Genomic DNA, 25,551 nt, shown 5'->3' with positions numbered 1-25,551 from the left:
GCGGTCCAAGAGGAGACAATACGTGACCTACGAAATTTTCGATGACCGCGTCTGTGCGTTGGGCGAAGGCCCTTTGTGGCATCCCGAACGCGAACAGTTTTTCTGGTTCGACATCATCGGGCACAAATTGCTGACGCGCGAGAACGGCGAAGCCAATGAGTGGCAGTTCGACGAATTCATTTCCGCCGCAGGATGGGTTGATCGTGAGACACTGCTGGTGGCCTCGGAAACCTCGCTCTCGACGCTCAACTTGGAAACCGGCGAGACGTCCTTTGTTGCGTCTCTGGAATCCGACAATCCGGTGACGCGCTCCAACGACGGGCGCGCGGATCCCTATGGCGGGTTCTGGATCGGCACCATGGGCAAGAACGCCGAAGCCGGTGCAGGCGCGATTTACCGCTACTATCGCGGGCAGCTGCGCAAGCTGTTTGACAAGATCACCATCTCAAATGCGATCTGTTTTTCTCCCGACGGAAAGACCGCCTATTTCACCGACACCAGAGTGGGCGACATCATGTCCGTGCCGCTCGGCGACGAAGGTTGGCCGAGCGCAAAGCCGCAAGTGTTTATCAAAGACGCAGCCCACCCCGACGGGGCCGTCGTGGATGCGCAAGGCAACCTTTGGAATGCGGTGTGGGGCGGGCACGGTGTGAGCGTCTACTCCCCACAGGGCGAGAAACTGCGCCACTACGATCTACCCGCCGCGCAGACCACCTGCCCCGCATTTGGCGGCGCGGATGGCACAACGCTCTACGTAACCTCGGCGGCGGTGGGCCTCGAAGAGGGCGGCGATCAGGGCAAAACATTCAGCATCGAAACCGGCATCAAAGGCCAGAAAGAACATCGGATCATCTTATGAGACATCCATTCGGTAAAACCAAAAGCGGGCATGACGTGGAAGCTCTGTCGATCCACGCAGGCGACATCACGGTGACGATCCTGACCCTCGGCGCAATCGTGCAGGACGTGCACCTCAAGGGCGTGCCCCATTCCGTCACGCTGGGCAGCGAAGACCTCGCGGCCTATGACGGTGGGGAGCTGACCTATTTCGGCGCTCTCGTGGGGCCGGTGGCGAACCGCATCGCCAATGCCCGCGCTCCTCTGGGCGGGGACGTTCTGAGCCTCGTGGCGAACGAAGGCACGACCTGTTTGCATGGCGGTCCCGATGGAATGGAGACAGAAATCTGGACCGTGGAGAGCCTGTCGGAAAGTGCGCTGACGCTGACCCTCGACTTGCCGGATGGCAAGGGCGGGTTTCCCGGCAACCGGCAATTGCGGGTGCGCTATTCGGTCGACGCGCCGGCGCATCTGCGCATGAACGTGGAGGCCACGAGCAACAAGGACACGTTGCTCAACATCGCCAACCACTCCTATTGGAACCTCGACGGGCGGTCGACCAATACCGGCCATACGCTACGCGTGAATGCCGACCGCTATCTGCCGGTCGATGCGGCCTCTATCCCGACGGGTGTGGTTGATGTGTCGGGCGTCTACGACCTGCGCGAGGGGCGCGAATTCACCGCGGGCACGCCGGTTTACGATCACAACTACTGCCTGAACGGCGCGCAGGGGACGCTCAAACATGCCTGCACGTTGACCGGCAAATCCGGCCTATCGATGCGTATGGACACCACGGAAGTGGGCCTGCAGGTCTTTGATGCGGGTCATGTGTCGAGCGGGAAATTCATCGGCCACGGTGGGCATCCCTACCCTGCTTTTGCGGGGATCGCGCTAGAGGCCCAAGGGTGGCCGGACGCGCCAAACCATTCCGATTTCCCGTCGATTGAAGTCTCTGCAGGCAAGACCTACCGTCAGGAAACGGTGTGGTCGTTTAGCCACTGATCACCCTTCCACACCTGCCGCGTACCATGCGCGGATTGCGGCGCGGGCCTCTTCCTCCATGTAGGTGAGGTTCGCGGGTGGCATGGCGTGGGTGACGCCCGACTGCAGCCATATCTCTTTGGCGTGGGTGGCCACCTGCGCGGCTGTTTCCAGACGCACGCCTTTGGGCGGGGATGCCATGCCATCCCAAACGGGCTCGCGCGCGTGGCACATCGAACAGTTGATGGTGATCAGCTCGTGGATGTCCTCGAACCCTTCTGCGCTGGCAAAACGCTGCGCGACGGGGCCCAGAGACGACAGGTCTTCATCCATATCGTCCTGCCCGTAAATGCCCGCCGTGGAGAGCCACATGACGGCCGCAAAGAGCGCCGCCGTTGCCCCCCAAGTCCACCACAACATGCCACGGCGCGCGTGCATGGTGTTGAAGAAATGACGGATTGTGACCCCCATCAGGAACACCAGCGCCGCGATGAGCCAGTTATACTCGCTCGCGAAGGCCAGCGGGTAGTGGTTGGCCAGCATCATGAACAGAACCGGCAGGGTGAGGTAGTTGTTATGGGTCGAGCGCTGCTTGGCGATTTTGCCGTATTTCGCATCCGGCGTGCGATCGGCGCGCAGGTCCTGCACCACGATCTTCTGGTTCGGAATAATGATCAGGAACACGTTTGCCGTCATCACCGTGGCGGTAAATGCACCCAGATGCAGGAAGGCGGCGCGCCCTGTGAAGACCTGCGTGTAGGCCCAGGCCATGACGACGAGGATGATGTAAAGAAAGATCATCAGCCGTGTGTTGTCGTCGCCGAATTTCGATTTGCAGATCAGGTCATAGGCGACCCATCCAAAGACCATGGACCCCAGCGATATCGCGATACCCGCCCAGATGGGGATGTCGAGGATGTTGGGGTCGATGAGGTAGAGTTCGGCCCCGAGGTAATAAACGAGGATCATCAGCGCAAAGCCCGACAGCCACGTCGAATAGCTTTCCCATTTGAACCAGATCAGGTCGTCGGGCATGCGGGCCGGCGCGACCATGTACTTCTGGATAAAGTAGAAACCGCCGCCGTGGACCTGCCATTCCTCGCCCGACACGCCTTTGCGGCGGTCACTGGAGGCACGCAGCCCGAGGTCGAGTGCGATGAAGTAGAACGACGACCCGATCCAGGCGATCGCGGTGATCACATGGACCCAGCGGACGGCGAATTCGAGCCATTCAAATAGTATTGCGCTCAGCATGATTAGCTTCCCCGATAGGTAGAATAGCCGTAAGGCGACAGCAGCAAGGGCACGTGGTAATGGGCCTCTGGGTCGTTCATGCCAAACCGGATCGGGATGGCGTCGAGGAACAGGGGCTCCTGCGCATCAAGACCGCATGCGCGCAGGTAATCACCGGCGGAAAACACCAATTCGTACTGCCCGGTTTGAAACGCCTCCCGCGGCAGGATCGGCGCATCTGTGCGCCCGTCCTCATTGGTCACGCTCTGCGCGATTTTTTGACGCTCTTCGCCAACCAAGCGATAGAGTTCGATGGTCAGCCCCGCTGCGGGGCATCCGCGCGCGGTATCCAGAACATGCGTTGTCAGGTATCCCTCGGCCACGTTGGTGCCTCTTTTTGATGCAGGTTGAATGCCACGCTGCCGGAAAGAGGCGGTCGACGCAATCGCAACGGTACTTTGAGCTTAACGAGACTTGTGGTTTTTTAAGCAATTGGTCAAATTTCCATCGCAAGCAAAGGAATTCGCCCATGTCCCCGCCCCGTTATCCCCGCAACATGATCGGCTATGGTGCCCATGCGCCGCACCCGAAATGGCCCGGAAATGCGAAAATCGCGGTGCAATTCGTGCTGAATTACGAAGAGGGCGGCGAGAATAACGTGTTGCACGGCGATGCGGGTTCGGAGGCGTTTTTGTCCGACATCGCGGGCGCCGCGCCTTGGCCCGGGCAGCGGCATTGGAACATGGAGAGCATCTACGAATATGGCGCGCGGGCGGGGTTTTGGCGGCTGCACCGACTATTCACACAGGCGCAGATTCCGGTGACGATTTACGGCGTGGCGACGGCTCTTGCCCGCTCGCCCGAACAGGTTGCGGCGATGCAGGAAGCGGATTGGGAAATCGCCTCTCACGGCCTCAAATGGGTCGAACACAAAGACATGCCCGAGGCCGAAGAACGCGCCGCGATTGCCGAGGCCATCCGCCTGCACACCGAGGTCACAGGTGAGCGTCCGCTCGGGTGGTACACCGGGCGGTGTAGCGAAAACACCGTGCGTCTGGTCGCCGAAGAGGGCGGGTTTGCCTATGTTTCGGACACCTACGACGACGATCTGCCCTATTGGCTGGAGGTCGGGGATCGCGACCAGTTGATCATTCCCTATACGCTGGAAGCCAACGACATGCGCTTTGCCACCGCGCCGGGATATATCACCGGAGAGCAGTTTTTTACCTACCTTAAGGACGCCTTTGACGTGCTCTACGCCGAGGGCGAAACCGCCCCCAAAATGATGTCGATCGGCCTGCATTGCCGCCTGATCGGGCGGCCGGGGAAATTGGCGGGACTGAAGAAGTTTATCGAATATATCCAAGGGTTTGAGGGGGTATGGAAGCCGCGCCGGATTGATATCGCGCAGCATTGGGCGCAGGCCCATCCCCACACCCGCCGCGAGCGTGCGTCGCAGATGGATCGCGCGCGATTTGTTGACCGCTTCGGCGGTATTTTCGAACATAGCCCATGGGTCGCCGATCGTGCCTATGACCTCGAACTGGGGCCCGCGCATGACACGTGGCAGGGGGTGCATTCCGTGCTCTGCCGTGCCTTTCGAACCGCCAGCGAGGACGAACGTCTGGGCGTTCTGACCGCCCACCCCGATCTGGCGGGGAAACTCGCGCAGGCCAAACGGTTGACGCGCGAAAGCACCAGCGAACAGGCCTCGGCGGGGCTCGATATGCTCAGCGATGAAGAGCGGGCGACATTCGAGGATCTGAACGCGCAATATGTTGCGCGATTTGGCTTCCCCTTTATCATCGCGGTAAAAGACAATACCAAGGCGTCGATCATGCACGCCTTCAAAACCCGTCTGGAACATGCGCGCGACGTCGAGTTTGCGGCGGCCTGTGCGCAGGTCGAACGGATTGCATGGCACCGTCTAAAAGACGCAGGTCTATGAAAAGAAAGAACAAATGAGCCACGAGTTCACCTATTACGCGCCCACAGGGGGCTTGCCCGATCAAAACCAGAACGCACGCGAACGGGCGGTTTTCACCAACGCCTATACCGTGATCCCGCACGGCGTTCTGTCCGACATCGTGGTCAGCTATCTGCCCGGTTGGGAGCGCACGCGGACATGGGTTCTGGCCCGCCCGCTCAGCGGCTTTGCCGAAACCTTTGCGCAGTTGATTGTCGAGGTTTCGCCGGGGGGTGGATCGTCCAACCCCGAACCGGACCCGCTGGCGGAATGTGTGATCTTTGTTCTGGCCGGACATCTGCGTTTGACCATCGGGGCGCGGGCCTATGAAATGGACCCGGGCGGCTATGCGTTTATCGCGCCGGGCGAGAAATATACGGTCTCCAACGATTTTGACACACCGGCAACTTTCGTATGGATTAGAAAGCGTTACGAGCATGCGCCGGGTATTGATGTGCCCGAAAGCTTTGTCACCGCGGATAACGAAAAGCCGCCTGTGGAGATGCCGAATACCTCCGGTTACTGGTCCACTTCGCGCTTCGTTGACCCCCATGATTTGCGCTATGATTTCCATGTGAACATCGTCACTTTCCTGCCCGGCGGGACCATTCCCTTTGCCGAAACCCATGTGATGGAACACGGGCTATATGTGCTGCAGGGGCGCGGTGTTTACCTGCTCAATCAGGACTGGGTCGAGGTGACGGAGGGCGATTTCCTATGGCTGCGCGCGTTCTGCCCGCAGGCCTGTTATGCCGCCGGACGCAGGCCGTTCCGCTACCTCCTCTATAAGGATGTGAACCGCCATCCAAAGCTACATCTGGCATGAGCCGCCGGATCCCGATTTCGCCCCTGAGTGCGCAGAGCTTTGCGCCCTATGGGGATGTTCTGGAGGCCGAGGGCGCGCCCGATAAACTGATAAACGACGGAAAATGCAGGCGTTTTCACGATCGCGCAGATTTGGATTTCGGGGATGGCGGGCGTGCGGGCGTGTCGATTTTTCACGCCGAGCTGCGCGCCCTGCCGTATGAATTCGACCTGATCGAGCGCCATCCCGACGGCTCTCAGGCCTTTGTCGCGATGAGCGCGGACCCGTTTCTGGTGATCGTCAGCGATGGCCCAGAGGCGCAGCCGAAGGCGTTTTTGACCAATGGAAAACAGGCGATCAATTTCCATCGCGGCACGTGGCACGGGGTTTTGACGCCTCTGTCGGGCAGCGGGATTTTTGCGGTGGTCGACCGGATCGGGGACACCGCGAACCTGCAAGAACACCGGTTCGACGCGCCGTGGGTCGTGGTCGCCTGAGGCCCGTTTTTAGGGGCGTGTTGGTCGTGTTTTAACGACTTTGTGGCGCGTCTTTGCAGGGTTTTACATCCCGCGAATTTGCCGTTTTACATCTTTTACATGTTTTAAAACATCCCATCCGCGCGCGGCGGTGATGGCGGCGCGGATGGTGGCGCGAAAAGGTCCAGATTTCCTCTTGACCCCCTGCCCACGAGCGACTACCTACGCGGCACTTCGGCGGAGTAGCTCAGTTGGTTAGAGCAGCGGAATCATAATCCGCGTGTCGGGGGTTCAAGTCCCTCCTCCGCTACCAAATCCCCCCTTTTTGTTTAATGTGACCGCGATATCGCGGGGCGCCTGTGGCGTGGCCCGGCGCTTTGGCGTCACTTTTTGCGGCGTAGTTTGCGGTAGAAGCGTTTGTTGGCTTCTACGAATTGGTCGGTGATGCGGCCGAGGCCTCGGATTTGGAGGCCTTTGAGGTAGAGGAAGCCCGAGAGGGCGCCGATGGCGGCGCCGATCGTGTCGATGATGAGGTCTTTCATCGTGTCCACGAGGCCGGATTTCTGCATGTTCATGGCAAAGAGTTGGTCCATGGTGAACTCGAAGACCTCCCAGAGCGCGCCGATGGACAGGCCGACGCAGAAGGCGAGCACGCCCAGCGCCCAGGGCGGGGCTGCGTAACGGTCGCCCTCAAACAGCATGAAGATCAACAGGAACCCCATCAGGCCGAAGCTGAGCGCGGAGATGAAGTGGAGGACCACGTCCCACCACCAGAAGCGTTCGTAGAAATCGGAGACCTCGCCCAGAAACAGGGCCGCGAAGATGAAGACGACGATGGCGGAGAGCAGCGCGCGCGGCAGGTTGATGCCGAGGTAGCCCGCAAAGCGGCGCGGCAGGAGCGTCAACACGAGGGTCGAGAGCGCCACGAAGACGGCGGACCATGTCTGGGTCGCGATGCCGGTCACGGCCTCTACCGTGAGAATGGCCTGAATGACCAGAACCACGATGGGGCTTTTGAGGCGGTGTTTGAGGTTTACCATGGGGCCTTCTAAAGTGGGGGTCTTAACCCAATATAGGTCTCATGTCCGCCATCACACCCCTTCGTCTGGCCAGTTACAACATCCGTGCCTCTCTGGGCACAGATTTGCGGCGCGATCCGTTGCGGGTGTTGGAGGCGATTTCGGCGCTGCAGGCCGATGTGGTGGTCTTGCAGGAGGCCGATCACCGGATGGGGGCGCGCCCTGCCGCCCTGCCCCGCGACATGATCGAGAGCCACACCGGATTGCGCCCCGTGCCCGTGGCCGAGAATGCGGTGAGTTTGGGGTGGCACGGGATCGCTGTGCTCGCGCGGCCCGATTTGGAAGTCAGCGATATCCACCGCTATCCCCTGCCCGGATTAGAGCCGCGCGGGGCGGTTGCGGTTGATCTGGCGCATCTGCGGGTGGTGGGGGTGCATCTGGGGCTGTTGCGCCATTCGCGCCGGATGCAATTGGACCGGATCCGCACGGCGCTGGCCGATTTGCCGCAGCGCCCGACGGTGATTTTGGGCGATTTCAACGAGTGGTCGCGCAAGGTGGGGTTGGGTCGGTTGGCGCGCCATTACACGATCCTGACGCCGGGGCGGACCTATCCCTCGACGCTGCCTCTGGGGGCGCTCGACCGTGTGGCGCATTGTGATGCGTTGCAGGTGCGCATGTTGCCCGCGCCGGTGAAGGCGAAGGGCAGTCATCCGTCCGATCATTTGCCGATTTTGGCCGAGGTGCGCGCGCAGCCCTAGGAGCTGTCTTTGCCTGCGCGGGGCGGCGGCCCCCCTATGTGGGGCCGCGCGCCTTATAGGTGTGGTCAGGCTTTCGGTTTGCCGCCCTTATGGGGGGCACCGGCGGATTTGGCGGCGGCGCGGGCGCGGTTCTTTTTGCTGTTGGGCTTACCGACCGGCGTTTTCGGGGCGCCTGAGCGGGGGGCGTCACCGCCCGTCGAGGTTTTGCCCGACTTTGAGTGACGTGGCTTTTTCGCCTTTGCAAAGACCGCGCCTTCGTGGCTTTCGTTCAGGCTTTGCGGTTTTTTGGCGTATTTGGGCTTTGCCGCGCCGGATTTGGGTTTTTTGGCGCGCGGGGTCGGATCGTCGTTCCAATCGACGGGCGTGGTGGTGCCCGGTGTTTTGGCGCGCGGTTTGTCGAAGTTGGGTTTGTCGCCGCGCGGTTTGTCGTAGCGCGGTTTGTCGCCACGGGGTTTGTCGCCGCGGGGACCTTTGTCGTAGCGCGGTTTGTCGGGGCGCGGTTTATCGGGGCGCGGGCCATCGTCACGGCGTGGACCGCCGCCGCCCAGATTGGGGGCAGAGTCCAGTTGCGTGAGTTTGGCGTCGTCTTCGAGCGTCATCGCGGGACCGACGGCGGCGAGGAAACCGGCGACCGAGCCCTGACGGATTTCGATCATCGAGGCATCAGGTTGGATGCGGATCGCGCCGATGTCTTCCTTGGTCAGGTTGCCCATTTTGCACAGCATCGGCAGGAGGCGGCGGGGTTCTGCGCCGGCGGCACGACCGCCTTCGAGGGAGAACCACACGCTCGGGCCGAAGGGTTCGCGCGCTTTGGCGGGTTCGTTGGCATCCGAGAGCTCTTCAGGCGCCGAGTGGCGTTCGTGATAGAGGCGCAGGTAGGCGGCCGCGATTTGTTCGGTGGTGAATTGTTCGGTGAGTTTGGCGACGGTTGCCTGATCGGATTCGGCAATCGGCTCCAACCAGTCGGGGTTGGCGAGCATGCGCTCTTCGTCCTTGGCGGCCACATCTTCGGCGCTTGGTGCGGCGTCCCAGACGGCGGAGAGTTTGGCCCAGCCGAGCAGGCGTGATGCCTTTTTCTGTGCCGCCAGAGGGGCGATCAGGACGCTGACGCCTTTGCGACCGGCGCGGCCTGTGCGGCCCGAACGGTGCAGGAGGGTTTCGGCGTTGGTGGGCAATTCGGCATGCACCACGAGGTCGAGGTTTGGCAGGTCGATCCCGCGCGCGGCCACGTCGGTGGCCACGCAGACGCGTGCGCGCCCGTCGCGCATCGCCTGAAGCGCGTGGGTGCGTTCGTTTTGCGACAATTCGCCAGAGAGCGCGACGACCGAGAAGCCACGGTTCGACAGGCGCGTGGTGAGGCGGTTCACCATGGCGCGGGTGTTGCAGAACACGATGGCGTTCGGGGATTCATAGTAGCGCAGCACGTTGATGATGGCGTTTTCGCCGTCGCGTGCGGAGACTTTGAGAGCGCGGTATTCGATGTCGGCGTGCTGGGAGGCGCCCGATGTGGTGGCGATGCGCAGCGCGTCGTTCTGATAGCTTTTGGCGAGCTTGGCGATGGCGGCGGGCACGGTGGCCGAGAACAGCAGGGTCTGGCGCTCTGCGGGGGCGTTTTCGAGGATGAATTCGAGGTCTTCGCGGAAACCGAGGTCGAGCATTTCGTCGGCCTCATCAAGGACCACGGCCTGCAGGCCGCTCAGGTCGATCGAGCCGCGCATGATGTGGTCGCGCAGACGGCCCGGTGTGGCCACGACGATATGGGCACCACGGCCCAGAGCACGGCGTTCGTCGCGCATATCCATGCCACCCACGGTGGAGGCGATGACGGAGCCTGCCTTTTCAAACAGCCATGCAAGCTCGCGTTTGACCTGTAGGGCCAACTCGCGGGTCGGGGCGATGACGAGGGCCAAAGGCGCGCCGGCGGTGTCAAAGCGGTCGCCTTCGCCCAGAAGGCGCGGCGCGATGGCCAGACCGAAGCCGATGGTTTTACCCGACCCCGTTTGCGCGGAGACGAGGAGGTCTTTGCCCTCTGTCTCAGGGTTGGTCACGGCCTCTTGGACTGCCGTGAGGGATGTATATCCGCGCGCTTCCAGCGCATCTGCCAGAGTTTTCTTCACAGCCGTACCTCGAGTTTCATGACGAATTTGGTGGCCCAGTGGGGTCACAGTCGCGTCGTCTGCCGCCAAGAGAGCGCATGTAACGGGTCGGGAGGCGGATGTATAGGCTATCAGAATCTTTGTGAGCGGTGAATGGCGCCCATCGCCCCGATTGGGGGCGATAGGGGAGGGAATGAGGGGGATTATTGCCGTCTTTGGCCTTCGCGGCCGTAAATCAGCAGCATGACGATGATCACCACGCCGTAGATGATTTGGCGGTAGGCCTCCGACATTTGCATGATCGAGAGCACGGAGTTGAGGAAGACGATCAGGATGACGCCGACGAGTGTGCCCAGATAGCGCCCGCGCCCGCCCAGAATATGGGTGCCCCCGAGGACCACGGCGGCGATGGCGGGCAACAGGAAGGGGCCGCCCATGCCTTGGTAGGCTTTGGCGGAGTAGCCGGCGAGCAGCACGCCCGCTGTGGCCGCGCAGAGCGAGGAGGTGACAAAGGCGCCGATCACCACGCGGCGGGTGCGGATGCCCGACAGGTAGGCTGCGCCTTCTTTGGCCCCTGTGGCGTAGATCGATTTGCCAAAGCCTGTGCGGGTCAGCATCACGGTGATCAGGATCGACACCGCGGCCCACACGAAGATCGCGACCGGCAGGCCGAGGATGCGGTCGGCGGCGAGGAAACGCATCAGCGGCGTTGCTTCGGTTTGGGGGGCAAAGCCGCCGGTATGGGCGACCATGAGACCGCGCAGCACGGAATCGACCCCGAGGGTGAAGATCATCGAGGGGATGCGCAAATAGGACACGCCCAGCCCGTTCACGACGCCCACGAGCAGCCCCACCGCGAGGCCTGCGGGAATGGCCCATGGACCGCCCACGGTTGTGGCCATCATTGCCGCCGCCGTCAGGGTCCATGGCACGGAGAGGTCGATATGGCCCATCAGGATGACCACCATCATGCCCGCCGCGCAGATGCCGAGGAACGATCCGATCTGTAGCTGTTGCAGCAGGTAGTTGGGTTGCAGCATCGGCATCGTGCCTTGGGTCGCCAATGTATAGGCGGTGCCCACGAGGATGATGGCAAAGGTAAAGCCGATGGCGATGGCGATGGGGCGGTTTTGCGGCCCGATGCGATTGATGAGGGTCACCGGAAGAGCTCCATCATGTTTTTGACGCGGAAGGTTCGAAGCGCGCCGAGGCTGACGGCGCCGAGCAGGACCAGGCCTTCGATCAGCGGTTGCAGGAGGGGGTCGATGGACAGGATGCGGAAGTAAAACGAGATCACGCGCAGGATGCCTGCCCCGATGAGCGACCCGATGGCGCCCCCGATCCCGCCGAGCAGCGATGTGCCGCCCAGCACCACGGCGGCGATGGAATTGAGCGTATAGGCCCCTGCCTGTGAGATGTCCGCGTTGCCCGAGGAGGTCTGGATCGCGAGGTAGAGCCCGCCGCAGGAGGCAAAGAAGCCCGCCATGGTGAAGGCGGCGATTTTGGCGCGCGCCACGGGGAGGCCGGACATATAGGCGGCCCCTTCCGAGGATCCGATGGCGTAGATGGTGCGTCCAGTGACGGTGCGTTTAAACGGCAGCCACACGCCCACGCCGACCACAAGGATGATGATGAGCGGCACGGGGATATTGGCGATGGGTTGCAGCCATGCTGCGTTACCGTTGTCGGCAAAGCCGAAGGTTTCGGCCATGTCAAAGACCGCATTGGTCAGCGCCCAGTTCAGGTCGGGGTCGATTTCACCCCCCGGAGAGGGGCGGATCAGCAGGGCGAGGCCGATGGCGATGGCCCCTGTGGCCAGCGTGGCGATGATCGGTTGGATGCGCCCGTAGACCACGATGAGCCCGTTCATCAGCCCGAAGGCGGAGCCGATCAGCAGCGTGGCGATCATGCCCAGCACCATTTGCAGCGGCGTGCCGGTCACAAGGTGGGAGGCGATGGTATTGGCCAGCGTCATCACCGCCCCGACCGACAGGTCGAGCCCGCCGAGCAGCACCGGAATGGTCTGGGCGATAGCGACAAAGCCGATGGCGACGCTTTCATTGGCGTTCTGGATGAAGACGGCGGTGGAAAAGCCGCGCGGGTGGAGCATCTGGTAGGAGATGAAGAACACCAGAAACATGGCGAGGGCGGCACTAAAACCGCCGTTGCGCAACACGAGGGTGCGGAGTTTGTCGATCATGCCGCATCTCCTGCGTGGATGTTGAGGGAGGCGCTGACGATGGCTTCCTCGGTGAGGGTTTCGCCGGATAGGTCGCGCACGACCGCGCCGTCATACATGACCGACACGCGGTCGCAGCAGCCGATCAGTTCGGCGTAATCGGTGGAGTAGAACAGGATCGCTTTGCCCGCGTTGGCGAGGTCGCGCATCAGGCGGTAGATTTCCTGTTTGGTGCCCACGTCGATCCCGCGCGTGGGGTCGTTGAGAAGGATCACATCCGGATCGAGCATCAGCCATTTGGCGATCACCACCTTTTGCTGGTTGCCCCCCGAGAGGGTTTCGACCGCGATGCCGGGGTCGGAGGTTTTGATCTGCAGTTTGGTGATGGCGCGTTGGACCACGTCGGCGGCGCGGGCCGGATCGACGAGCGGTCCGCGCGACACGCCCGGGTAGTTGGGCAGCAGGATGTTGTCGGCAATCGAGAGTTGCAACATCAGGCCTTCGGTTTTGCGGTCCTCCGGGACCAGCGCAATGGAGGCTTTCTTGCAGGCCGCCGGAGAGAGGGGGCGAAAGGGTTGGCCGTTCAGTTCGACCTGACCCTGTACGCCTTTGAGAACACCAAAGAGGGCGAGCAGCAGTTCTTTGTGCCCCTGCCCGTCCAGCCCGCCCAGCCCGACGATTTCGCCCGCGCCGACGTCGAGATCGACGCCTTTGAGGCGGTTTTCCCATGTCAGGTTGGTGATTTTCAGCGCCGGTGCGCCCGCGTCATGATCGACATGCGGGGCGGTCGGTTTTGGCGGGTAGTGGGCCGTGATGTCGCGTCCGATCATCAGTTTGACGATTTCGGATTCGCTCAGCTCGCCTTTGGTGAAGGTGCGGATGTGTTGGCCGTTCCGGAACACCGAGAGGCGGTCGCAGAGCGCTTCGACCTCTTGCATGCGGTGGGAGATGAACAGGCAGGACACCCCGTCGTCGCGCAATTTGTTGAGCAGCCCGTAGACGGTTTGCACATCGCGGCTGGTGAGGGCCGAGGTGGCTTCGTCGAGGATCAGCACGCGCGGGTTTTTGGAGATCGCTTTGGCGATTTCGACCATCTGGCGTCGAGACAGGCTAAGATCGCGCACGAGGGTATCGGGATCGACATCGGCGCATTTGATCCGCGCGAGGACGTCGATGGCCATGCGCCGCTGGGCGCGCCGGTCGATCATCCCCATCCAGCGGGGCGGGTTGTCGATGAAAATATTGTCGGCCACCGAGAGGTCGGGGGTCAGCGAAAGTTCCTGAAAGATGCACACGATGCCGTCTTTGGTGGCCTGTGACGGGGTGCGGTAGGCGACGTCATTGCCATCGACGGACATGCGGCCTTCGCTGGCTTCGAGCACGCCCGAGAGGATTTTGATGAGGGTCGATTTGCCTGCGCCGTTTTCGCCCAGAATGCCGTGAACGGATCCGGGGTGGCAGGAAAAATCCACGTCTTTGAGCGCTGTGATGCCGCCGAAGTAGCGCGACACACCTCGCAGTTGGACGAGTCCATTTGTCTCGGTCATGGGCCTGTTTTCTCTTTGGGTGACGAATGGGGCGCCCGCGTGGGGCGCCCCGGTAACGCGGGAGTTTAGTTCACGTCCGCTTCGTCCTGAGACATGATGGCGGGACCCGAAATATTCACATCACAGGGTGGAAATTCGTTTACTGTGAAGAAGTTATCGGGAAGGTCCGACCAGTAGTTCACGCCGTCCTCAAGCTCGTCATAGGTTGCCGTCGGCAGTGGCACGGAGATCAGTTGGGGCATGACTTCGCCTTCGAGCGCGCTCACGGCGGCCTTCATGGCGATCGCGACCAGACCCGGGGACTGACCGATGGAGATGCCTGTGAGGCCCTCGTCGGAGTGTTCGGCCATCAGTTTGCGATAGCCGTTTTCGGCCTCACCGGAGACAGGCACCATCGGGTGACCTGCATCGAGCATCGCGCGCACAACGCCGGTGGTGCCGCCCTGTGCGAGGATGGCGTCGAATTCACCGTGCACGGCGATGGCGTCGGCCACGACTTTTTGCGCGGTGCCGTCATCCCAGTTGCCCACAACGCTCACGCGTTCCCAGTCGCCACCCGATTCATCGAGCACCGTGTTGATGCCGATGGAGCGGTCACGGTCCACGGAGTTGCCCGCCAGACCGCGCACTTCGAGAACCTTGCCGGAGGTTTTGCCGATTTTGGCAAGTTCGGCGACAACATGGGTCGCATAGGCGCGTCCCATGGCGAGTTGGTCTTCGTTCACCTGCATGACCGCGTCGGTGTCGAGCACGTTGTCAAAGGGCACGAGCACGACGTTTTCGCGGTCGGCCAGACGGATCACACGGTCAAAGCCATCGGGGCTGACGGCGATGGTGATGATGGCGTCGTAGCCTTGGTTGATGAAGTCCTCGATCGCGCCGAGTTGGGCGGGGGCATCCGTGCCTGTGGAGACGACTTTGAAGTCGGAGATCTTGTCAGCGATCGTGGGGTCCTGGGCGAATGCCTTGGCCGTTTTGATCATCTGGATGCGCCATGTGTTGCCCACAAAACCGTTGACCACGGCGATGCGGAACGGGCCTTCGCGCCCCTCCCATTGCATGTATTTGGTGCCGTCATCCCATGGCACGAAGCACGCGGGGTTGGCGCCGGGGCCGTCGACGATGGCGGGACCTGCGAAGGCTGCAGAGGTCCCCAGTGCCGCGGCGGTCGCCAGGGCGATAAGTGAAAGTCCAGTTTTCATTCGATTTTCCTCCCATTGGAAATCTGTTGTGCGAGTGGGCAAGACGTGGCGTCGAGCCCGTGGGCGCTTTCCCTGCACGGCAGGCAGCGCCTTCTTGTCAGGTCCAAGTCTCCCTAAAATGTCTCGACCTGAGTGAATTGCGCGAACCCCATTTCGAGGTGGCTTTTGAGCCGGTACTGGTAGGCAATGCGGTCGCGTGCCTCCAAAGCATCGAGCACCTGTTCGTGTTCGTTGTAGGTGGAGGTTGCGAAGGTGTGGCGGGTTTTGCCCTTTCGCATGATCCTCACGATGACGGGTTTCATCAGGCCGTAGACGTCCAGAATCGCCTTGTTGTGCAGGACGCTGATGAGGCGGGTGTGAAACCGGAAATCGCATTCGGATGCGTCTTCGATGCCCACGGCGTTGACCATTTCGGTGTTGATCTCGCGCAGGGCGGCAATGTCTTCGGGGCGGATGTTGTCGAAGATCTCCTCGACCGAGGAGACTTCGAGCAGGCTGCGGAACCGTTGGATGTCCGAAAACGTGTCGCGCGAGATGTCCATGACGTTGAAGGAAAACATGTCCATCGCCGAGGACATGCGGTTGTCCACGATGGTGGCCCCGACTTTGGGGCGCACTTCGACGACACCGTAGGCTTTGAGGATGCGCATGGCTTCGCGCACGGTGTTGCGCGAGCTTTTGAAGGTTTCGCATAATTCGCGTTCGGTGGGCAGTTGGTCCCCGACCCTGAGGCCGCGTTCGCTGATCAGTTGGCGCATTTGTCCAACCACGATGTCCACGGCCGAGCGCGTGTCGATTTCCCCGTCTGTGTGGACCTCATCGGCCATTGGCACCCCCTGCCTTTTTCGGTGGTCGGGGGCGAATTTCCCCGTCGACCGCCCTCATCCATCTCGCCCTAACGCTAATTTGTCCCACAAATAGAAGTCAATACCCCAGTTAAGATTCATTTGCGGGTCAAATATTGCTGTATTGACCCACAAATAGACCTCGTGCTTTAAGCTAACGTGTTGACGCAACGGCACTTCCTGCGCGCATTGGTTGGACCACGCAGGAGCGGGTCACGCAGGAACGAAAGGCGCGAGGGAGAGACCATGAGCACCGAAATCTATGAAATTCACGATCCCCGCTTTGGCGGACTCATCCATACAAACGCGCGTCTGGAGACGTTGTGGAATGCGGGGCGATGGTGCGAAGGGCCGGCCTATTTCGCGGCGGGGCGCTATGTGGTCTGGTCGGACATTCCCAACGATCGGGTGATGCGATGGGACGAATGCAGCGGCTATGTGACGACCTTTGAAAAACCGTGTCAAAATCACAACGGTCATACGGTCGATCTGGAGGGGCGATTGGTGTCTTGCGAGCATCGCGGGCGCTGTGTGAGCCGGATCGAACATGACGGCAGCTACACCGTTCTGGCGGACCGATTCGAGGGTGCGCGGTTCAATTCGCCCAATGATGTGGTGGTGAAATCGGATGGCTCGATCTGGTTCACCGACCCCTCCTATGGCATCGACAGCGACTATGAAGGCGACGCGGCCGAGAGCGAGATCGGCGCGCGCAATGTCTATCGCATCGACCCGTCAGGCGCGGTTTCCATGGTGGTTTCCGACATGGTGCAGCCCAACGGGTTGGCGTTTTCGCCCGATGAAAGCCTGCTCTATATCGCCGATACGGGGCAGACCCATGAACCCGATTGCGACCCTGTGATTCGCGCCTATGAGGTGCAGGGGGACGGCGTCGGTGCGGGGGTGGATTTTGTCAAAAGCGACGCGGGATTGTTTGATGGATTCCGTGTCGATACGCAGGGCAACATCTGGACCTCTGCGGGTGACGGGGTGCATTGCTACGGGGCCGACGGGGTGCTGTTGGGCAAGATCAGGATCGAGGAAACCGTGGCCAATCTGGTATTCGGGGGGCCTAAAAAGAACCGCCTTTTCATCTGCGCGACCACGACGCTGCGCGCGATCTACGTCAACGCGACGGGCGCGGCGCGCTAGGGGGCGGATCAGGCGATGCGGAAGACCTTGGCGGCGTCTTCTTTGGTGATGTCGGCCTTGGCGTGGCGTGAGGTGACGCGGCCGCGTTCCATGAAGACGAGGCTGTCGGCGAGGTCGTAGGCGAAGTCGAAATATTGTTCGACCAGCACGATGGCCATGTCGCCGCGTTCGCGCAGGAGCGAGATCACCCGCCCGATTTGTTGGATGATGTTGGGCTGGATGCCTTCGGTCGGTTCATCGAGCAGCAGGAGTTTCGGTTTGATGATCAGCGCGCGGGCGATGGCGAGTTGTTGTTGTTGGCCGCCCGAGAGATCCCCGCCGCGTCTGTGCAGGAAGTCTTTGAGGATCGGGAAGAGCTCGTAGACCTCGTCGGGGATGTGGCGTTCCGAGGCGGGCAGGCAGGCGAATCCGGTCTCCAGGTTTTCTTTGACGGTGAGTAGCGGGAAGATCATCCGGCCCTGCGGGACCACGCCGACGCCCTGTTGGGCGCGCGCGTTGGCGGAGGCGCGCGAGATGTCGGTGTCGCCGAGGTGCAGTGAGCCGCCGGAGTGGGGATGGGTGCCACAGATCGCTTTGAGCAGCGAGGTTTTGCCCACGCCATTGGTGCCCATGATGCAGGTGACTTCGCCGGTTTTGGCGGCGAGATCAACGTCGTAGAGGATTTGCGAGCCGCCGTAGTGCAGCGTGAGGTTTTTGACGTCCAGCATCGGATTATCTCCCCAGATAAACGTCGATGACGTTCTGGTTTTGGGTCACGTGGTCGAGCGATCCTTCGGCGAGGACCGAGCCTTCGTGGAGCACGGTGACTTTGCATTCGAGGCGGCGCACGAAGTCCATGTCGTGTTCGACGACGACCACGGCGCGGGTTTTGGCGGCCTCTTTGAGGATGTCGGTGGTGTGTTCACGCTCGCCAAGTGTCATGCCCGCGGCGGGTTCATCGACGAGAAGGAGTTGGGGGTCCTGGGCCAGTAGCATCCCGATTTCGAGCCACTGTTTCTGGCCGTGCGAAAGTTCGCCCGATTTGCGCGACAGGTGGTCGGTGAGGCCGATTTCGGAGGCCAGTTCTTCGACCTTTGCGAGGTCTTCGAATTTGGGGCGAAAGAACAACACGGCGAGCGGGCTGCGGTCATTTTTCACCGCCATCAGCAGGTTGTCAAAGACGCTCTGGTCCTCGAACACGGTGGGGCGTTGGAATTTGCGGCCGATGCCGATGCGGGCAATTTTGGCTTCGTTCATGCCGATGAGATTGCGCGAGAGATCGCCCCAGAGCACCGTGCCTTCGTCGGGTTTGGTTTTGCCGGTGACAATATCCATGAAGGTGGTTTTGCCTGCGCCGTTGGGCCCGATGATGGCGCGCATTTCGCCTTTGCCGATGGAAAAGGACAGGTTGTTGATGGCTTTGAACCCGTCAAAGGAGACGGAGATGCCGGACACTTCGAGGAGGGTTTTCATTCGTTTGCCTCCTTTTCCCGTAGCGCGCCCTGATCGGGGCCGAGGGGGGCGCCGTGGCGTTTGGGGGCCAGTCTGTTGGCGATCACATCAAAGATGCCGCCGATGCCTTTGGGCGCGAAAAGCGTGACGAGCACGAAGGACAGGCCGAGCAGCACGGTCCACCAGTCGACCCATTTGATTGTGTAGAAGCCGAGGTTGATGTCGGGGGCCTGACCGCCGGTGAAATAGGTGGAGACCAGCGAGACGAAGACCGCGCCGATGACCGCGCCGTAGATGCGCCCCCTGCCCCCGATGGCGACCCAGACCGCGAGGTAGATCGACGCGATGGGGGCGATTTCGGCGGGGTTGATGATGCCCGCCTGCGGGTAGTAGAGCGCGCCGCCAATCGCCGCGATCACTGCCGTGAGGACGAAGACGAAGAGTTTGAACCCCTCCACCGAATAGCCGAGGAAGCGCACGCGCGCCTCGTCGTCGCGGATGCCGCGGATGACCGAGCCGAATTTGCCCGATACCACGAAGGCGGCGATGAGGTAGGTGAGCAGGAGGGCAGCCGCCGAGGCCCAGAAGAACCAGATCGAGATGTAGTCCTGAGAGATGGCATCCGCGCCGGGCAGGTTTTGCAGGCCTGAAAGGCCGTTGTTGCCGCGCAGACCGCTGTCGTTCTGGAACAGGTAGAGCGCGAGGGCGAGGGTCATGGCCTGTGTCAGGATCGACAGGTAGACGCCGGTCACGCGCGAGCGGAAGGCGAGCCAGCCGAAGACCAGTGCGAGCACGCCGGGGACGAGGACGACGAGGGCGATTTGCGCCCAGAAGCTATGGGCGAACATCCACACCAGCGGGAAGTCGGAGGATCCCACGACGCCGAAAATCTGTGTGCCGATGGCGTCGGAGATTTCCGCAGATGTGGGGGGCAATTCGGCGGCGGCCATGGAGCCTGCGACGATCAGTTTGGTGCGCGCATACATCAGCCACATGCCGATCATGTAGCCGCCCAGCCCAAAGAAGGCGAAATGGCCGAGCGACAGGATGCCGGTGTAGCCCCACACGAGGTCCATCGCGATGGCGACGAGCGCGAGGCAGAGCGTTTTGCCCAGTGTTTTCACGAAAGATGTGGAGAGCGCGCCGGAGCCGTAGGCCTCCGAGAGGAAGGTAATGGCGAGGGTGAAGACCACGAGCACCGCGATGAAGGTGACCATCGAGGGGTTTTTCTTGAGTGCGGCAAATCCCATCAGGAGGCCTCCTGCGCGGTCAGTTGCTTGGAATAAAAGGCGCTGTTCGGGTCGGGTTTGTAGTCGCCAAAGGGCGCGCAGGGTTCAAATCCGTGGCGTTCGTAGAGGGCGCGGGCGGGGGCGAATTGGTCCATGGATCCGGTTTCGAGCCAGAGCGAGGTGTAGTGTCGCGCGCGCGCCGATGTTTCGATTTGCGTCAACAGTGCATCGGCCACGCCACGGCCACGGGCCGGTGCGGCGGTGTGCATGGATTTGATCTCACCGGCCTCGTCGGGGAGGCGTTTGAGCGCGGCGATGCCGAGCAGGTCGCCACCCTCGCGCGCCGCCCAGAGTGTGACGTCGGGACTGTCGAGGCCGGAGGCGTCGAGGAAATGGCAGCTCTCGCGCGGGCTGGTGGCCGTGCAAAAGGCGGTATGGGCCGCGATCAGGTCGAGGACGCCTGCGCCATTGAGACCGGTCGGGGTGATTGTCATGGCCATCGCTTAATCTCCTGCCGCGCGGCCTTTGAGGGCGATGATGCCTTTGGGCCGGAATTGGATGAAGATGATGATGAAGACGATCATATAGGTTTGGGCGGCCAATGTATTGGACGGGTTCAGCCACTCGATGCCTTTTTGAAGGAAACCGATCATGCCCGCGCCCAGAAGCGTGCCCCAGATGTTGCCGACGCCGCCGACCACGACGGTCATAAAGCTCTGCACGATGTAGTCGGAGCCGAGTTCCGAGGTGACTTTCGCATAGAGCCCGATGGCCACGCCCGCGATGCCCGCGATGCCGGAGCCAAGGCCGAAGGTCATCATGTTCACGCGGTCGGGGTTGATGCCCATGGAGGCGGCCATGCGCGGGTTCTGGGTGACCGCGCGGGTTTCAAGGCCGAGGCGCGTGCGTTTCATGATGAAGAGGAAGACACCGAGGAAGATCAGGGCGAGCACGAAGATCGCGATGCGGATGTAGGAGATCGCGAGCACGTCGTTGAACACCAGCGCGCCGTCGAGCCAACCGGGTGATGTGAGCGGGCGGGCCTGAGTGCCGAAGATGTTTTTGGCGATTTGTTGCAGCGCGATGGAGACCCCGAAAGTGGCGAGCAGCGTTTCCAGCGGGCGGTTGTAGAGCCAGCGGATGATGAGCCGTTCCATCGCCACACCGGCGGCGAAGGTGACGGCAAAGGCCATCGGGATCGCGACGATGATGGAGAGGGTGTAATCGGGGATGATCTGTTGGACGACGTAGCCTGTGTAGGCGCCCATCATGATGAATTCGCCATGCGCCATGTTGATCACGCCCATCACGCCGAAGGTGATGGCAAGCCCGATGGCGGCGAGGAAATAGATCGAGGCGAGCGAGAGGCCGTCGAGTGTCAGATCGAGGAACTGGTTGATCGACACGGTGCGTTTGATCGAGGTGAGCGTGGCCTCGGCGGCGGCCGTCACGGCGGCTGAGGGTTCGGTGTAGATTTCCACGAATTTCGCGGCGCGTGCGGCGCCTTCGATCGAGAAATCGGGATCAAAGGACGGGACGGTTCCCGCCGCGGCGAGGCGTTGGTAGGCGCTGTCGCGGGCCTCTTGGGTGTTCAGCGTGGCGAGCGCGACACCGGCGATGGTGCCGTCTGTGCGATTGGCGAGCAGGGCGGCTTTGCGTTCATCGATGGTCGGTTGCGGGGTGATGCGCCCGTCATCCACGAGCAGCGCGTAGGCGGCATCAAAGCCGAGCGCATCGGTGCCCGGGCGCACGTCGCCTTTGACATTGGCGTTGTCGGGGACGTTTTCGGCGAGCATCACGCGGGTGACCACGAGCGGGTTGAGGGCACCGCGCGCTTCGACGGACAGGGCGCCTTCGAAGTAATTGATCGCGGAAACCCGTTCTTCGTCGCCTTCGCCATAGGTGATGGTCAGGATGCGTTCGGTGCGGGTTTTGATCGCCTTGATATCGGGGTCGGTTTCGCCGTCGATGGAGGCGCGCAGCGGGGCGAGGTGGGCGGCTTCGCCATCGCGCGAAATCGCGTCGAGCGCGGCGCGGCGCACGGCCGGATCAGGGTCTTCGAGTTGGAATTTCACCAGCGCGGCGGCGAGCATCGCGCGCACACCGGAGTTCGGTTTGATCTGTTCGAGCTCGGCTTTGCTGGCCTGCCCTGCGGGGTCGCCGGTGATGATATCGGTGAGGGCATAGGTGTCGCCCTCGGCCTTTGTCGCGTAGTAGAACTGGCCGTCGGTTTCGTTGAACCACAGCTCCTTTGCCTGCCATTTTTCAAGAACGGACTGCGCGCCCGGCATGTCCGAAAAGGCGACCGCTTCGATGGCGGGAGCGATGGATGTGCGCGAGGATTTGACGATCACCTCGGCATTGTCGCTCAGAATGCTTTGAAGGGTACGGTCCTGCGCCATGGAGGCCAGGCCGAAGGTCGCAAACAGCACAAGCGCTGCGAGAAAGCGGATCATGGGGATCTTCTTGTGGTCAGGGGGTCGAAGGGCGGCAGGAGCGCCGCCCTTCTTTTTCAGGTTGGATTAGTAGTTCGAACCAAGCTGGACGCAGGTTTTGGTTTCGGTGTTGTACATACCGCAACCGAGGTCTTTCCAGTCGGACATCAGCACTGCGGATTCCGGCAGGAAGTCGGTCCATGCATCGCCGGGAACCGGATCGGTTTCGGAGATGATGTCGAACTGGCCGTCGGCGAGGATTTCACCAATCAGGACCGGTTTGGACAGGTGGTGGTTCACGCCCATCACAGCTGTGCCGCCGGTGAGGTTCGGGAATTCCTGACCCCACATTGCGGCGCGCACGGCGTCGACGTCTGTGGTGCCTGCGGCTTCGACCGCGTTCACCCACATGTTGAAGCCGATGTAGTGTGCTTCCATCGGATCGTTGGTCACGCGGGCTTCGTCACCGATGAAGGCGTGCCATTGGTCGATAAACTCGGCGTTGGCTTCGGTGTCTGCGGACATGAAGTAGTTCCATGCGGCGAGGTGACCGACGAGGTTGGAGGTGTCCAGACCCGACAGTTCCTCTTCGCCGACCGAGAAGGCCACGACGGGGATGTCATCGGCGGAGACGCCAGCGGCGGCGAGTTCTTTGTAGAAGCCGATGTTTGCGTCGCCGTTGATGGTGGAGATCACGCCGACTTTTTTACCGTCTGCGCCGAGGGCGACGACGTCAGCGACGATTTTGGACCAGTCGGAGTGACCGAAGGGTGTGTAGTTCACGAAGATGTCTTCTTCGGCGATACCTTTGGATTGCAGGTAGCTTTCGAGGATGTTGTTCGTGGTGCGCGGGTAGACGTAGTCGGTGCCGAGCAGGGCGAATTTTTCAACGCCGAGTTCTTCGAGGTAATAGTCGGTGGCAGGGATCGCCTGCTGGTTTGGTGCAGCGCCTGTGTAGAAGACGTTTTTGGAGCTCTCTTCGCCCTCATACTGGACCGGATAGAACAGCAGGCCGTTGAGTTCTTCGATCACGGGCAGGACGGATTTGCGCGACACGGAGGTCCAGTTGCCGAACATCACGTCGACGTTGTGCACGGTCAGGAGTTCGCGTGCCTTTTCGGCGAACAGTGGCCAGTCGGAGGCAGGGTCGACGACCACGGCTTCGATTTCACAGCCAAGCACGCCGCCTTTGGCGTTCTGTGCTTCGACCAGCATCAGCATGGTGTCTTTCAGCGTGGTTTCGGAAATGGCCATGGTGCCGGAGAGAGAGTGCAATACGCCGACTTTTACAGGGCATTCGGCCTGAGCCGCGCCTGCAATCGCGGTGGTCGCGAAGAGTGCTGTGGCCAGCGATGCTTTGAGATTGGTTTTCACTTTGACGTTCCCTTGTTGGGACGCTCGCAAAAGGTGGCAGTTCGCCATGACAGGGCGATCGCAGAATTGATTCCACGACCTCAAACCCCTATATCCCCCTAGCAGCGTCTTCGTTGCTTTTCGCGCGGTGGCAGCAACCGCCAAGTCAGTCTGCCCCGCGCACCTTCCACCCCCGGCCGGTCAGTTGTGCGAACCGAGATCGAGTGCGCTGTGACTGTGCAAACCGGACCCCCCTTGAGACAAGCCGACAGAGGGCACGCGCGCTTACCTAAGGGGAGGCGACACGGGTTTGGGCATATGGCGGGCAGTTTTTTGGGCGTTTGCTCAATAATGCGACACAATGCAAAGGCACGGGCGCCCGGAGGGGTGCGAATCCCTGCACAGGTGGCGCACAATTAGGCCATTGGTGCATTCATGGTCGTTCGCTGCACCGCGCGTCTGCCCTCTGGGGCGCGGATCGGGGGGCTGGGCTGTGCTGCAGTGCCGCAATGGCTACAAATCCGGTTTGAAAACCTGCTAAAGAGTTGATGTGGCTCATGGAGTGGCGCCGTTTGCGGGGTCATCACGGGTCGAACGCGCAAAAGCAGGACAGATCGACGTGACCATTTTCAAGAACATCCCCTTTGACCAGCTGACCGTCGGTATGGAGGCAGAGGTCAAACGGCTCTGCGTGGCCGACGATCTCTATGTCTTTGCCCATGCATCGGGCAACCTGAACCCGATGCACCTGCCCAAGGAAGACGGGGACGCCGATGGCACGCCCGAGGCCATTGCGCCGGGTGCTTGGATCGCCTCGCTGATTTCGGCCGCTTTGGGCAACCAGTTGCCCGGACCCGGGACGCTCTACAAATCGCAGACCATCCGGTTTGTCGGGCGCGCCATGGCGGGGGATGAATTGGTCGCGCGCGTGAAGCTGATCGAGAAGAAGACCGACAGGCGCGCGGTTTTTGAGACCACGGTGAGCCTCGCGGACGGGACGTTGGTTGCCGAGGGCGAGGCCGAGGTGGTCGCCCCGCTTAGTGAGCAGAGTTTCGACATCCACGACGTTCCCGGTCTGGTGGTGGGCAGTCACCTTCATTTCGAACGACTTTTGGAGATGGCACAGCCCCTGCCCCCGATCCCCACCGCGATCATCGCGCCCGAGGATGTGAGCGCCCTGCGCGGGGCCATCATGGCCGCAGAGCACACGATCATCGATCCGATCCTGATTGGCGACGAGGCCCTGATCCGCGCGACGGCGGTGGAGGCGGAGGTGTCGATCGAGGGCTACACGATCGTGCATGCCAAGACCCACAGCGAGGCGGCGGCGATGGGTGTGGCGATGGTCAATGAGGGCCGTGCGCGCGCCATCATGAAGGGGCATTTGCACACCGACGAATTGCTGCGCCCGATCCTGCGCTCCGAGGGCGGTTTGAAGACCGGACGGCGGTTGAGCCATGTGTTCGTGATGGATGTGCCGGGGCTCGATCACCTGTTGATGGTGACGGATGCGGCGATCAACATTGCGCCGGATCTGAAGACCAAGGTCGATATTGTCCAGAACGCCATTGATCTGGCGATCAGCCTCGGCATCGAGGTGCCCAAGGTGGGGGTTCTCTCGGCGGTGGAGACGGTCAATCCGGCGATCCCTTCGACGCTGGACGCCGCTGCCCTGTCGAAGATGTCCGAGCGCGGGCAGATTACCGGCGGGATCGTCGACGGGCCTTTGGCGATGGACAACGCCGTGAGCCTCGCGGCGGCGCGCACCAAGGGGATCAAATCCGTGGTGGGCGGACGGGCCGATATCCTGATCGTTCCGAATTTGGAGGCGGGCAATATGTTGGCCAAGGAGTTGACGTTCATCGCGCGCGCCGAGGCGGCGGGTGTGGTGATCGGGGCGCGCTGTCCGGTGATTTTGAATTCGCGTTCTGACAGCGACCATTCGCGGCTGGCCTCCTGCGCGGTGGCGGCGCTGCATGCGCATCGCACGGGAACGATGTAGGC

The 25,551-nt window shown here is 61.7% G+C and carries 23 protein-coding genes and 1 tRNA gene; 9 read left to right on the top strand and 15 right to left on the bottom strand.

Annotated features, from left to right (window positions below; genetic code table 11):
* The first annotated feature begins 22 nt into the window (after window positions 1-22).
* Together ABD815_RS05830 and ABD815_RS05825 are read left to right on the top strand one after the other, a co-directional pair.
* Complete coding sequence (locus tag ABD815_RS05830; protein WP_344844834.1) at window positions 23-859, top strand: SMP-30/gluconolactonase/LRE family protein; 837 nt, start codon at window positions 23-25, stop codon at window positions 857-859.
* Window positions 856-1,842, top strand: a complete 987-nt coding sequence (locus ABD815_RS05825; protein WP_344844831.1) for an aldose epimerase family protein — start codon at window positions 856-858, stop codon at window positions 1,840-1,842. Before ABD815_RS05830 ends, ABD815_RS05825 begins: the two co-directional genes overlap by 4 nt.
* On the opposite strand, the gene ABD815_RS05820 is transcribed toward ABD815_RS05825, so the two are convergent.
* Complete coding sequence (locus ABD815_RS05820) at window positions 1,843-3,075, bottom strand: urate hydroxylase PuuD (protein WP_344844828.1); 1,233 nt, start codon at window positions 3,073-3,075, stop codon at window positions 1,843-1,845.
* Between the two features lie 2 nt (window positions 3,076-3,077).
* Complete coding sequence (uraH, locus tag ABD815_RS05815) at window positions 3,078-3,437, bottom strand: hydroxyisourate hydrolase (RefSeq protein WP_344844825.1); 360 nt, start codon at window positions 3,435-3,437, stop codon at window positions 3,078-3,080.
* Between the two features lie 146 nt (window positions 3,438-3,583).
* On the opposite strand from uraH, the gene puuE reads away from it, so the two are divergent.
* The 4 genes from puuE (at window position 3,584) to ABD815_RS05795 (ending at window position 6,614) form a co-directional block, all read left to right on the top strand.
* The gene (gene puuE, locus ABD815_RS05810) at window positions 3,584-5,002 is read left to right on the top strand and encodes an allantoinase PuuE (RefSeq protein ID WP_344844823.1); all 1,419 of its coding nucleotides are present in this window, start codon (window positions 3,584-3,586) and stop codon (window positions 5,000-5,002) included.
* Between the two features lie 13 nt (window positions 5,003-5,015).
* A complete protein-coding gene (locus ABD815_RS05805) occupies window positions 5,016-5,846 on the top strand; it encodes a bifunctional allantoicase/(S)-ureidoglycine aminohydrolase (RefSeq protein WP_344844820.1) in 831 nt (276 codons plus the stop codon).
* A complete protein-coding gene (locus tag ABD815_RS05800) occupies window positions 5,843-6,322 on the top strand; it encodes an ureidoglycolate lyase (protein ID WP_344844818.1) in 480 nt (159 codons plus the stop codon). Before ABD815_RS05805 ends, ABD815_RS05800 begins: the two co-directional genes overlap by 4 nt.
* 215 nt (window positions 6,323-6,537) lie before the next feature.
* Window positions 6,538-6,614: transfer RNA gene (locus ABD815_RS05795), tRNA-Met, on the top strand.
* Between the two features lie 70 nt (window positions 6,615-6,684).
* On the opposite strand, the gene ABD815_RS05790 is transcribed toward ABD815_RS05795, so the two are convergent.
* Window positions 6,685-7,341: a DUF2238 domain-containing protein gene (locus tag ABD815_RS05790; RefSeq protein WP_344844815.1), complete on the bottom strand. Its 657-nt coding sequence runs from the start codon at window positions 7,339-7,341 to the stop codon at window positions 6,685-6,687.
* Between the two features lie 41 nt (window positions 7,342-7,382).
* Between ABD815_RS05790 and ABD815_RS05785 the strand changes: the two genes are divergently transcribed.
* Window positions 7,383-8,078, top strand: a complete 696-nt coding sequence (locus ABD815_RS05785) for an endonuclease/exonuclease/phosphatase family protein (protein WP_344844813.1) — start codon at window positions 7,383-7,385, stop codon at window positions 8,076-8,078.
* 65 nt (window positions 8,079-8,143) lie between these two features.
* On the opposite strand, the gene ABD815_RS05780 is transcribed toward ABD815_RS05785, so the two are convergent.
* From ABD815_RS05780 to ABD815_RS05755, 6 genes are all read right to left on the bottom strand, one after another.
* Window positions 8,144-10,195, bottom strand: coding sequence for a DEAD/DEAH box helicase (locus ABD815_RS05780; RefSeq protein WP_344844810.1), 2,052 nt, complete (start codon window positions 10,193-10,195; stop codon window positions 8,144-8,146).
* A 182-nt stretch (window positions 10,196-10,377) separates the two neighbouring features.
* The gene (locus ABD815_RS05775; RefSeq protein WP_344844808.1) at window positions 10,378-11,334 is read right to left on the bottom strand and encodes an ABC transporter permease; all 957 of its coding nucleotides are present in this window, start codon (window positions 11,332-11,334) and stop codon (window positions 10,378-10,380) included.
* Complete coding sequence (locus ABD815_RS05770; protein WP_344844804.1) at window positions 11,331-12,374, bottom strand: ABC transporter permease; 1,044 nt, start codon at window positions 12,372-12,374, stop codon at window positions 11,331-11,333. The genes ABD815_RS05775 and ABD815_RS05770 overlap by 4 nt, the downstream gene beginning before the upstream one ends.
* Window positions 12,371-13,900: a sugar ABC transporter ATP-binding protein gene (locus tag ABD815_RS05765; protein WP_344844799.1), complete on the bottom strand. Its 1,530-nt coding sequence runs from the start codon at window positions 13,898-13,900 to the stop codon at window positions 12,371-12,373. The genes ABD815_RS05770 and ABD815_RS05765 overlap by 4 nt, the downstream gene beginning before the upstream one ends.
* A gap of 65 nt (window positions 13,901-13,965) precedes the next feature.
* Window positions 13,966-15,102, bottom strand: coding sequence for a sugar ABC transporter substrate-binding protein (locus ABD815_RS05760; protein ID WP_344844795.1), 1,137 nt, complete (start codon window positions 15,100-15,102; stop codon window positions 13,966-13,968).
* Window positions 15,103-15,215: 113 nt separating this feature from the next.
* Window positions 15,216-15,929 carry a FadR/GntR family transcriptional regulator gene (locus ABD815_RS05755; RefSeq protein WP_344844790.1) on the bottom strand — a complete coding sequence of 238 codons (714 nt, stop codon included), beginning with the start codon at window positions 15,927-15,929 and terminating at the stop codon, window positions 15,216-15,218.
* 264 nt (window positions 15,930-16,193) lie between these two features.
* Between ABD815_RS05755 and ABD815_RS05750 the strand changes: the two genes are divergently transcribed.
* On the top strand, window positions 16,194-17,099 hold the full coding sequence (locus ABD815_RS05750; protein ID WP_344844785.1) for an SMP-30/gluconolactonase/LRE family protein: 906 nt from the start codon (window positions 16,194-16,196) through the stop codon (window positions 17,097-17,099).
* Between the two features lie 8 nt (window positions 17,100-17,107).
* On the opposite strand, the gene urtE is transcribed toward ABD815_RS05750, so the two are convergent.
* The 6 genes from urtE to urtA form a co-directional block, all read right to left on the bottom strand.
* Entirely contained in the window at window positions 17,108-17,806 is a 699-nt protein-coding gene (urtE, locus tag ABD815_RS05745) for an urea ABC transporter ATP-binding subunit UrtE (protein WP_344844782.1), read from the bottom strand.
* A gap of 4 nt (window positions 17,807-17,810) precedes the next feature.
* A complete protein-coding gene (gene urtD, locus ABD815_RS05740; RefSeq protein WP_344844779.1) occupies window positions 17,811-18,551 on the bottom strand; it encodes an urea ABC transporter ATP-binding protein UrtD in 741 nt (246 codons plus the stop codon).
* The gene (gene urtC, locus ABD815_RS05735) at window positions 18,548-19,780 is read right to left on the bottom strand and encodes an urea ABC transporter permease subunit UrtC (protein WP_344844776.1); all 1,233 of its coding nucleotides are present in this window, start codon (window positions 19,778-19,780) and stop codon (window positions 18,548-18,550) included. The genes urtD and urtC overlap by 4 nt, the downstream gene beginning before the upstream one ends.
* Window positions 19,780-20,259, bottom strand: coding sequence for a GNAT family N-acetyltransferase (locus ABD815_RS05730; protein WP_344844771.1), 480 nt, complete (start codon window positions 20,257-20,259; stop codon window positions 19,780-19,782). Before ABD815_RS05730 ends, urtC begins: the two co-directional genes overlap by 1 nt.
* Before the next feature lie 3 nt (window positions 20,260-20,262).
* Window positions 20,263-22,215, bottom strand: coding sequence for an urea ABC transporter permease subunit UrtB (gene urtB / locus ABD815_RS05725; RefSeq protein WP_344844766.1), 1,953 nt, complete (start codon window positions 22,213-22,215; stop codon window positions 20,263-20,265).
* A gap of 66 nt (window positions 22,216-22,281) precedes the next feature.
* Window positions 22,282-23,616: an urea ABC transporter substrate-binding protein gene (gene urtA / locus ABD815_RS05720; RefSeq protein WP_344844763.1), complete on the bottom strand. Its 1,335-nt coding sequence runs from the start codon at window positions 23,614-23,616 to the stop codon at window positions 22,282-22,284.
* A gap of 556 nt (window positions 23,617-24,172) precedes the next feature.
* Between urtA and ABD815_RS05715 the strand changes: the two genes are divergently transcribed.
* The gene (locus tag ABD815_RS05715) at window positions 24,173-25,549 is read left to right on the top strand and encodes a bifunctional enoyl-CoA hydratase/phosphate acetyltransferase (protein WP_344844876.1); all 1,377 of its coding nucleotides are present in this window, start codon (window positions 24,173-24,175) and stop codon (window positions 25,547-25,549) included.
* Window positions 25,550-25,551 lie beyond the last annotated feature (2 nt).

Source organism: Celeribacter arenosi (assembly GCF_039539485.1).
GTDB classification, from domain to species: Bacteria; Pseudomonadota; Alphaproteobacteria; order Rhodobacterales; family Rhodobacteraceae; genus Celeribacter; species Celeribacter arenosi.
Note: the sequence above shows the minus strand (reverse complement) of the source record. Positions and strands in the feature narration are given on the sequence as shown.

Coding starts and splice junctions, on each gene's coding strand:
- ABD815_RS05785 (WP_344844813.1), top strand. CDS start 7,383: ATGTCCGCCATCACACCCCTTCGTCTGGCCAGTTACAACATCCGTGCC.
- urtB (WP_344844766.1), bottom strand. CDS start 22,215: ATGATCCGCTTTCTCGCAGCGCTTGTGCTGTTTGCGACCTTCGGCCTG.
- ABD815_RS05805 (WP_344844820.1), top strand. CDS start 5,016: ATGAGCCACGAGTTCACCTATTACGCGCCCACAGGGGGCTTGCCCGAT.
- ABD815_RS05765 (WP_344844799.1), bottom strand. CDS start 13,900: ATGACCGAGACAAATGGACTCGTCCAACTGCGAGGTGTGTCGCGCTAC.
- urtC (WP_344844776.1), bottom strand. CDS start 19,780: ATGGGATTTGCCGCACTCAAGAAAAACCCCTCGATGGTCACCTTCATC.
- ABD815_RS05770 (WP_344844804.1), bottom strand. CDS start 12,374: ATGATCGACAAACTCCGCACCCTCGTGTTGCGCAACGGCGGTTTTAGT.
- puuE (WP_344844823.1), top strand. CDS start 3,584: ATGTCCCCGCCCCGTTATCCCCGCAACATGATCGGCTATGGTGCCCAT.
- ABD815_RS05760 (WP_344844795.1), bottom strand. CDS start 15,102: ATGAAAACTGGACTTTCACTTATCGCCCTGGCGACCGCCGCGGCACTG.
- ABD815_RS05820 (WP_344844828.1), bottom strand. CDS start 3,075: ATGCTGAGCGCAATACTATTTGAATGGCTCGAATTCGCCGTCCGCTGG.
- ABD815_RS05750 (WP_344844785.1), top strand. CDS start 16,194: ATGAGCACCGAAATCTATGAAATTCACGATCCCCGCTTTGGCGGACTC.
- urtA (WP_344844763.1), bottom strand. CDS start 23,616: ATGGCGAACTGCCACCTTTTGCGAGCGTCCCAACAAGGGAACGTCAAA.
- ABD815_RS05800 (WP_344844818.1), top strand. CDS start 5,843: ATGAGCCGCCGGATCCCGATTTCGCCCCTGAGTGCGCAGAGCTTTGCG.
- ABD815_RS05790 (WP_344844815.1), bottom strand. CDS start 7,341: ATGGTAAACCTCAAACACCGCCTCAAAAGCCCCATCGTGGTTCTGGTC.
- urtE (WP_344844782.1), bottom strand. CDS start 17,806: ATGCTGGACGTCAAAAACCTCACGCTGCACTACGGCGGCTCGCAAATC.
- urtD (WP_344844779.1), bottom strand. CDS start 18,551: ATGAAAACCCTCCTCGAAGTGTCCGGCATCTCCGTCTCCTTTGACGGG.
- ABD815_RS05755 (WP_344844790.1), bottom strand. CDS start 15,929: ATGGCCGATGAGGTCCACACAGACGGGGAAATCGACACGCGCTCGGCC.
- ABD815_RS05730 (WP_344844771.1), bottom strand. CDS start 20,259: ATGGCCATGACAATCACCCCGACCGGTCTCAATGGCGCAGGCGTCCTC.
- ABD815_RS05825 (WP_344844831.1), top strand. CDS start 856: ATGAGACATCCATTCGGTAAAACCAAAAGCGGGCATGACGTGGAAGCT.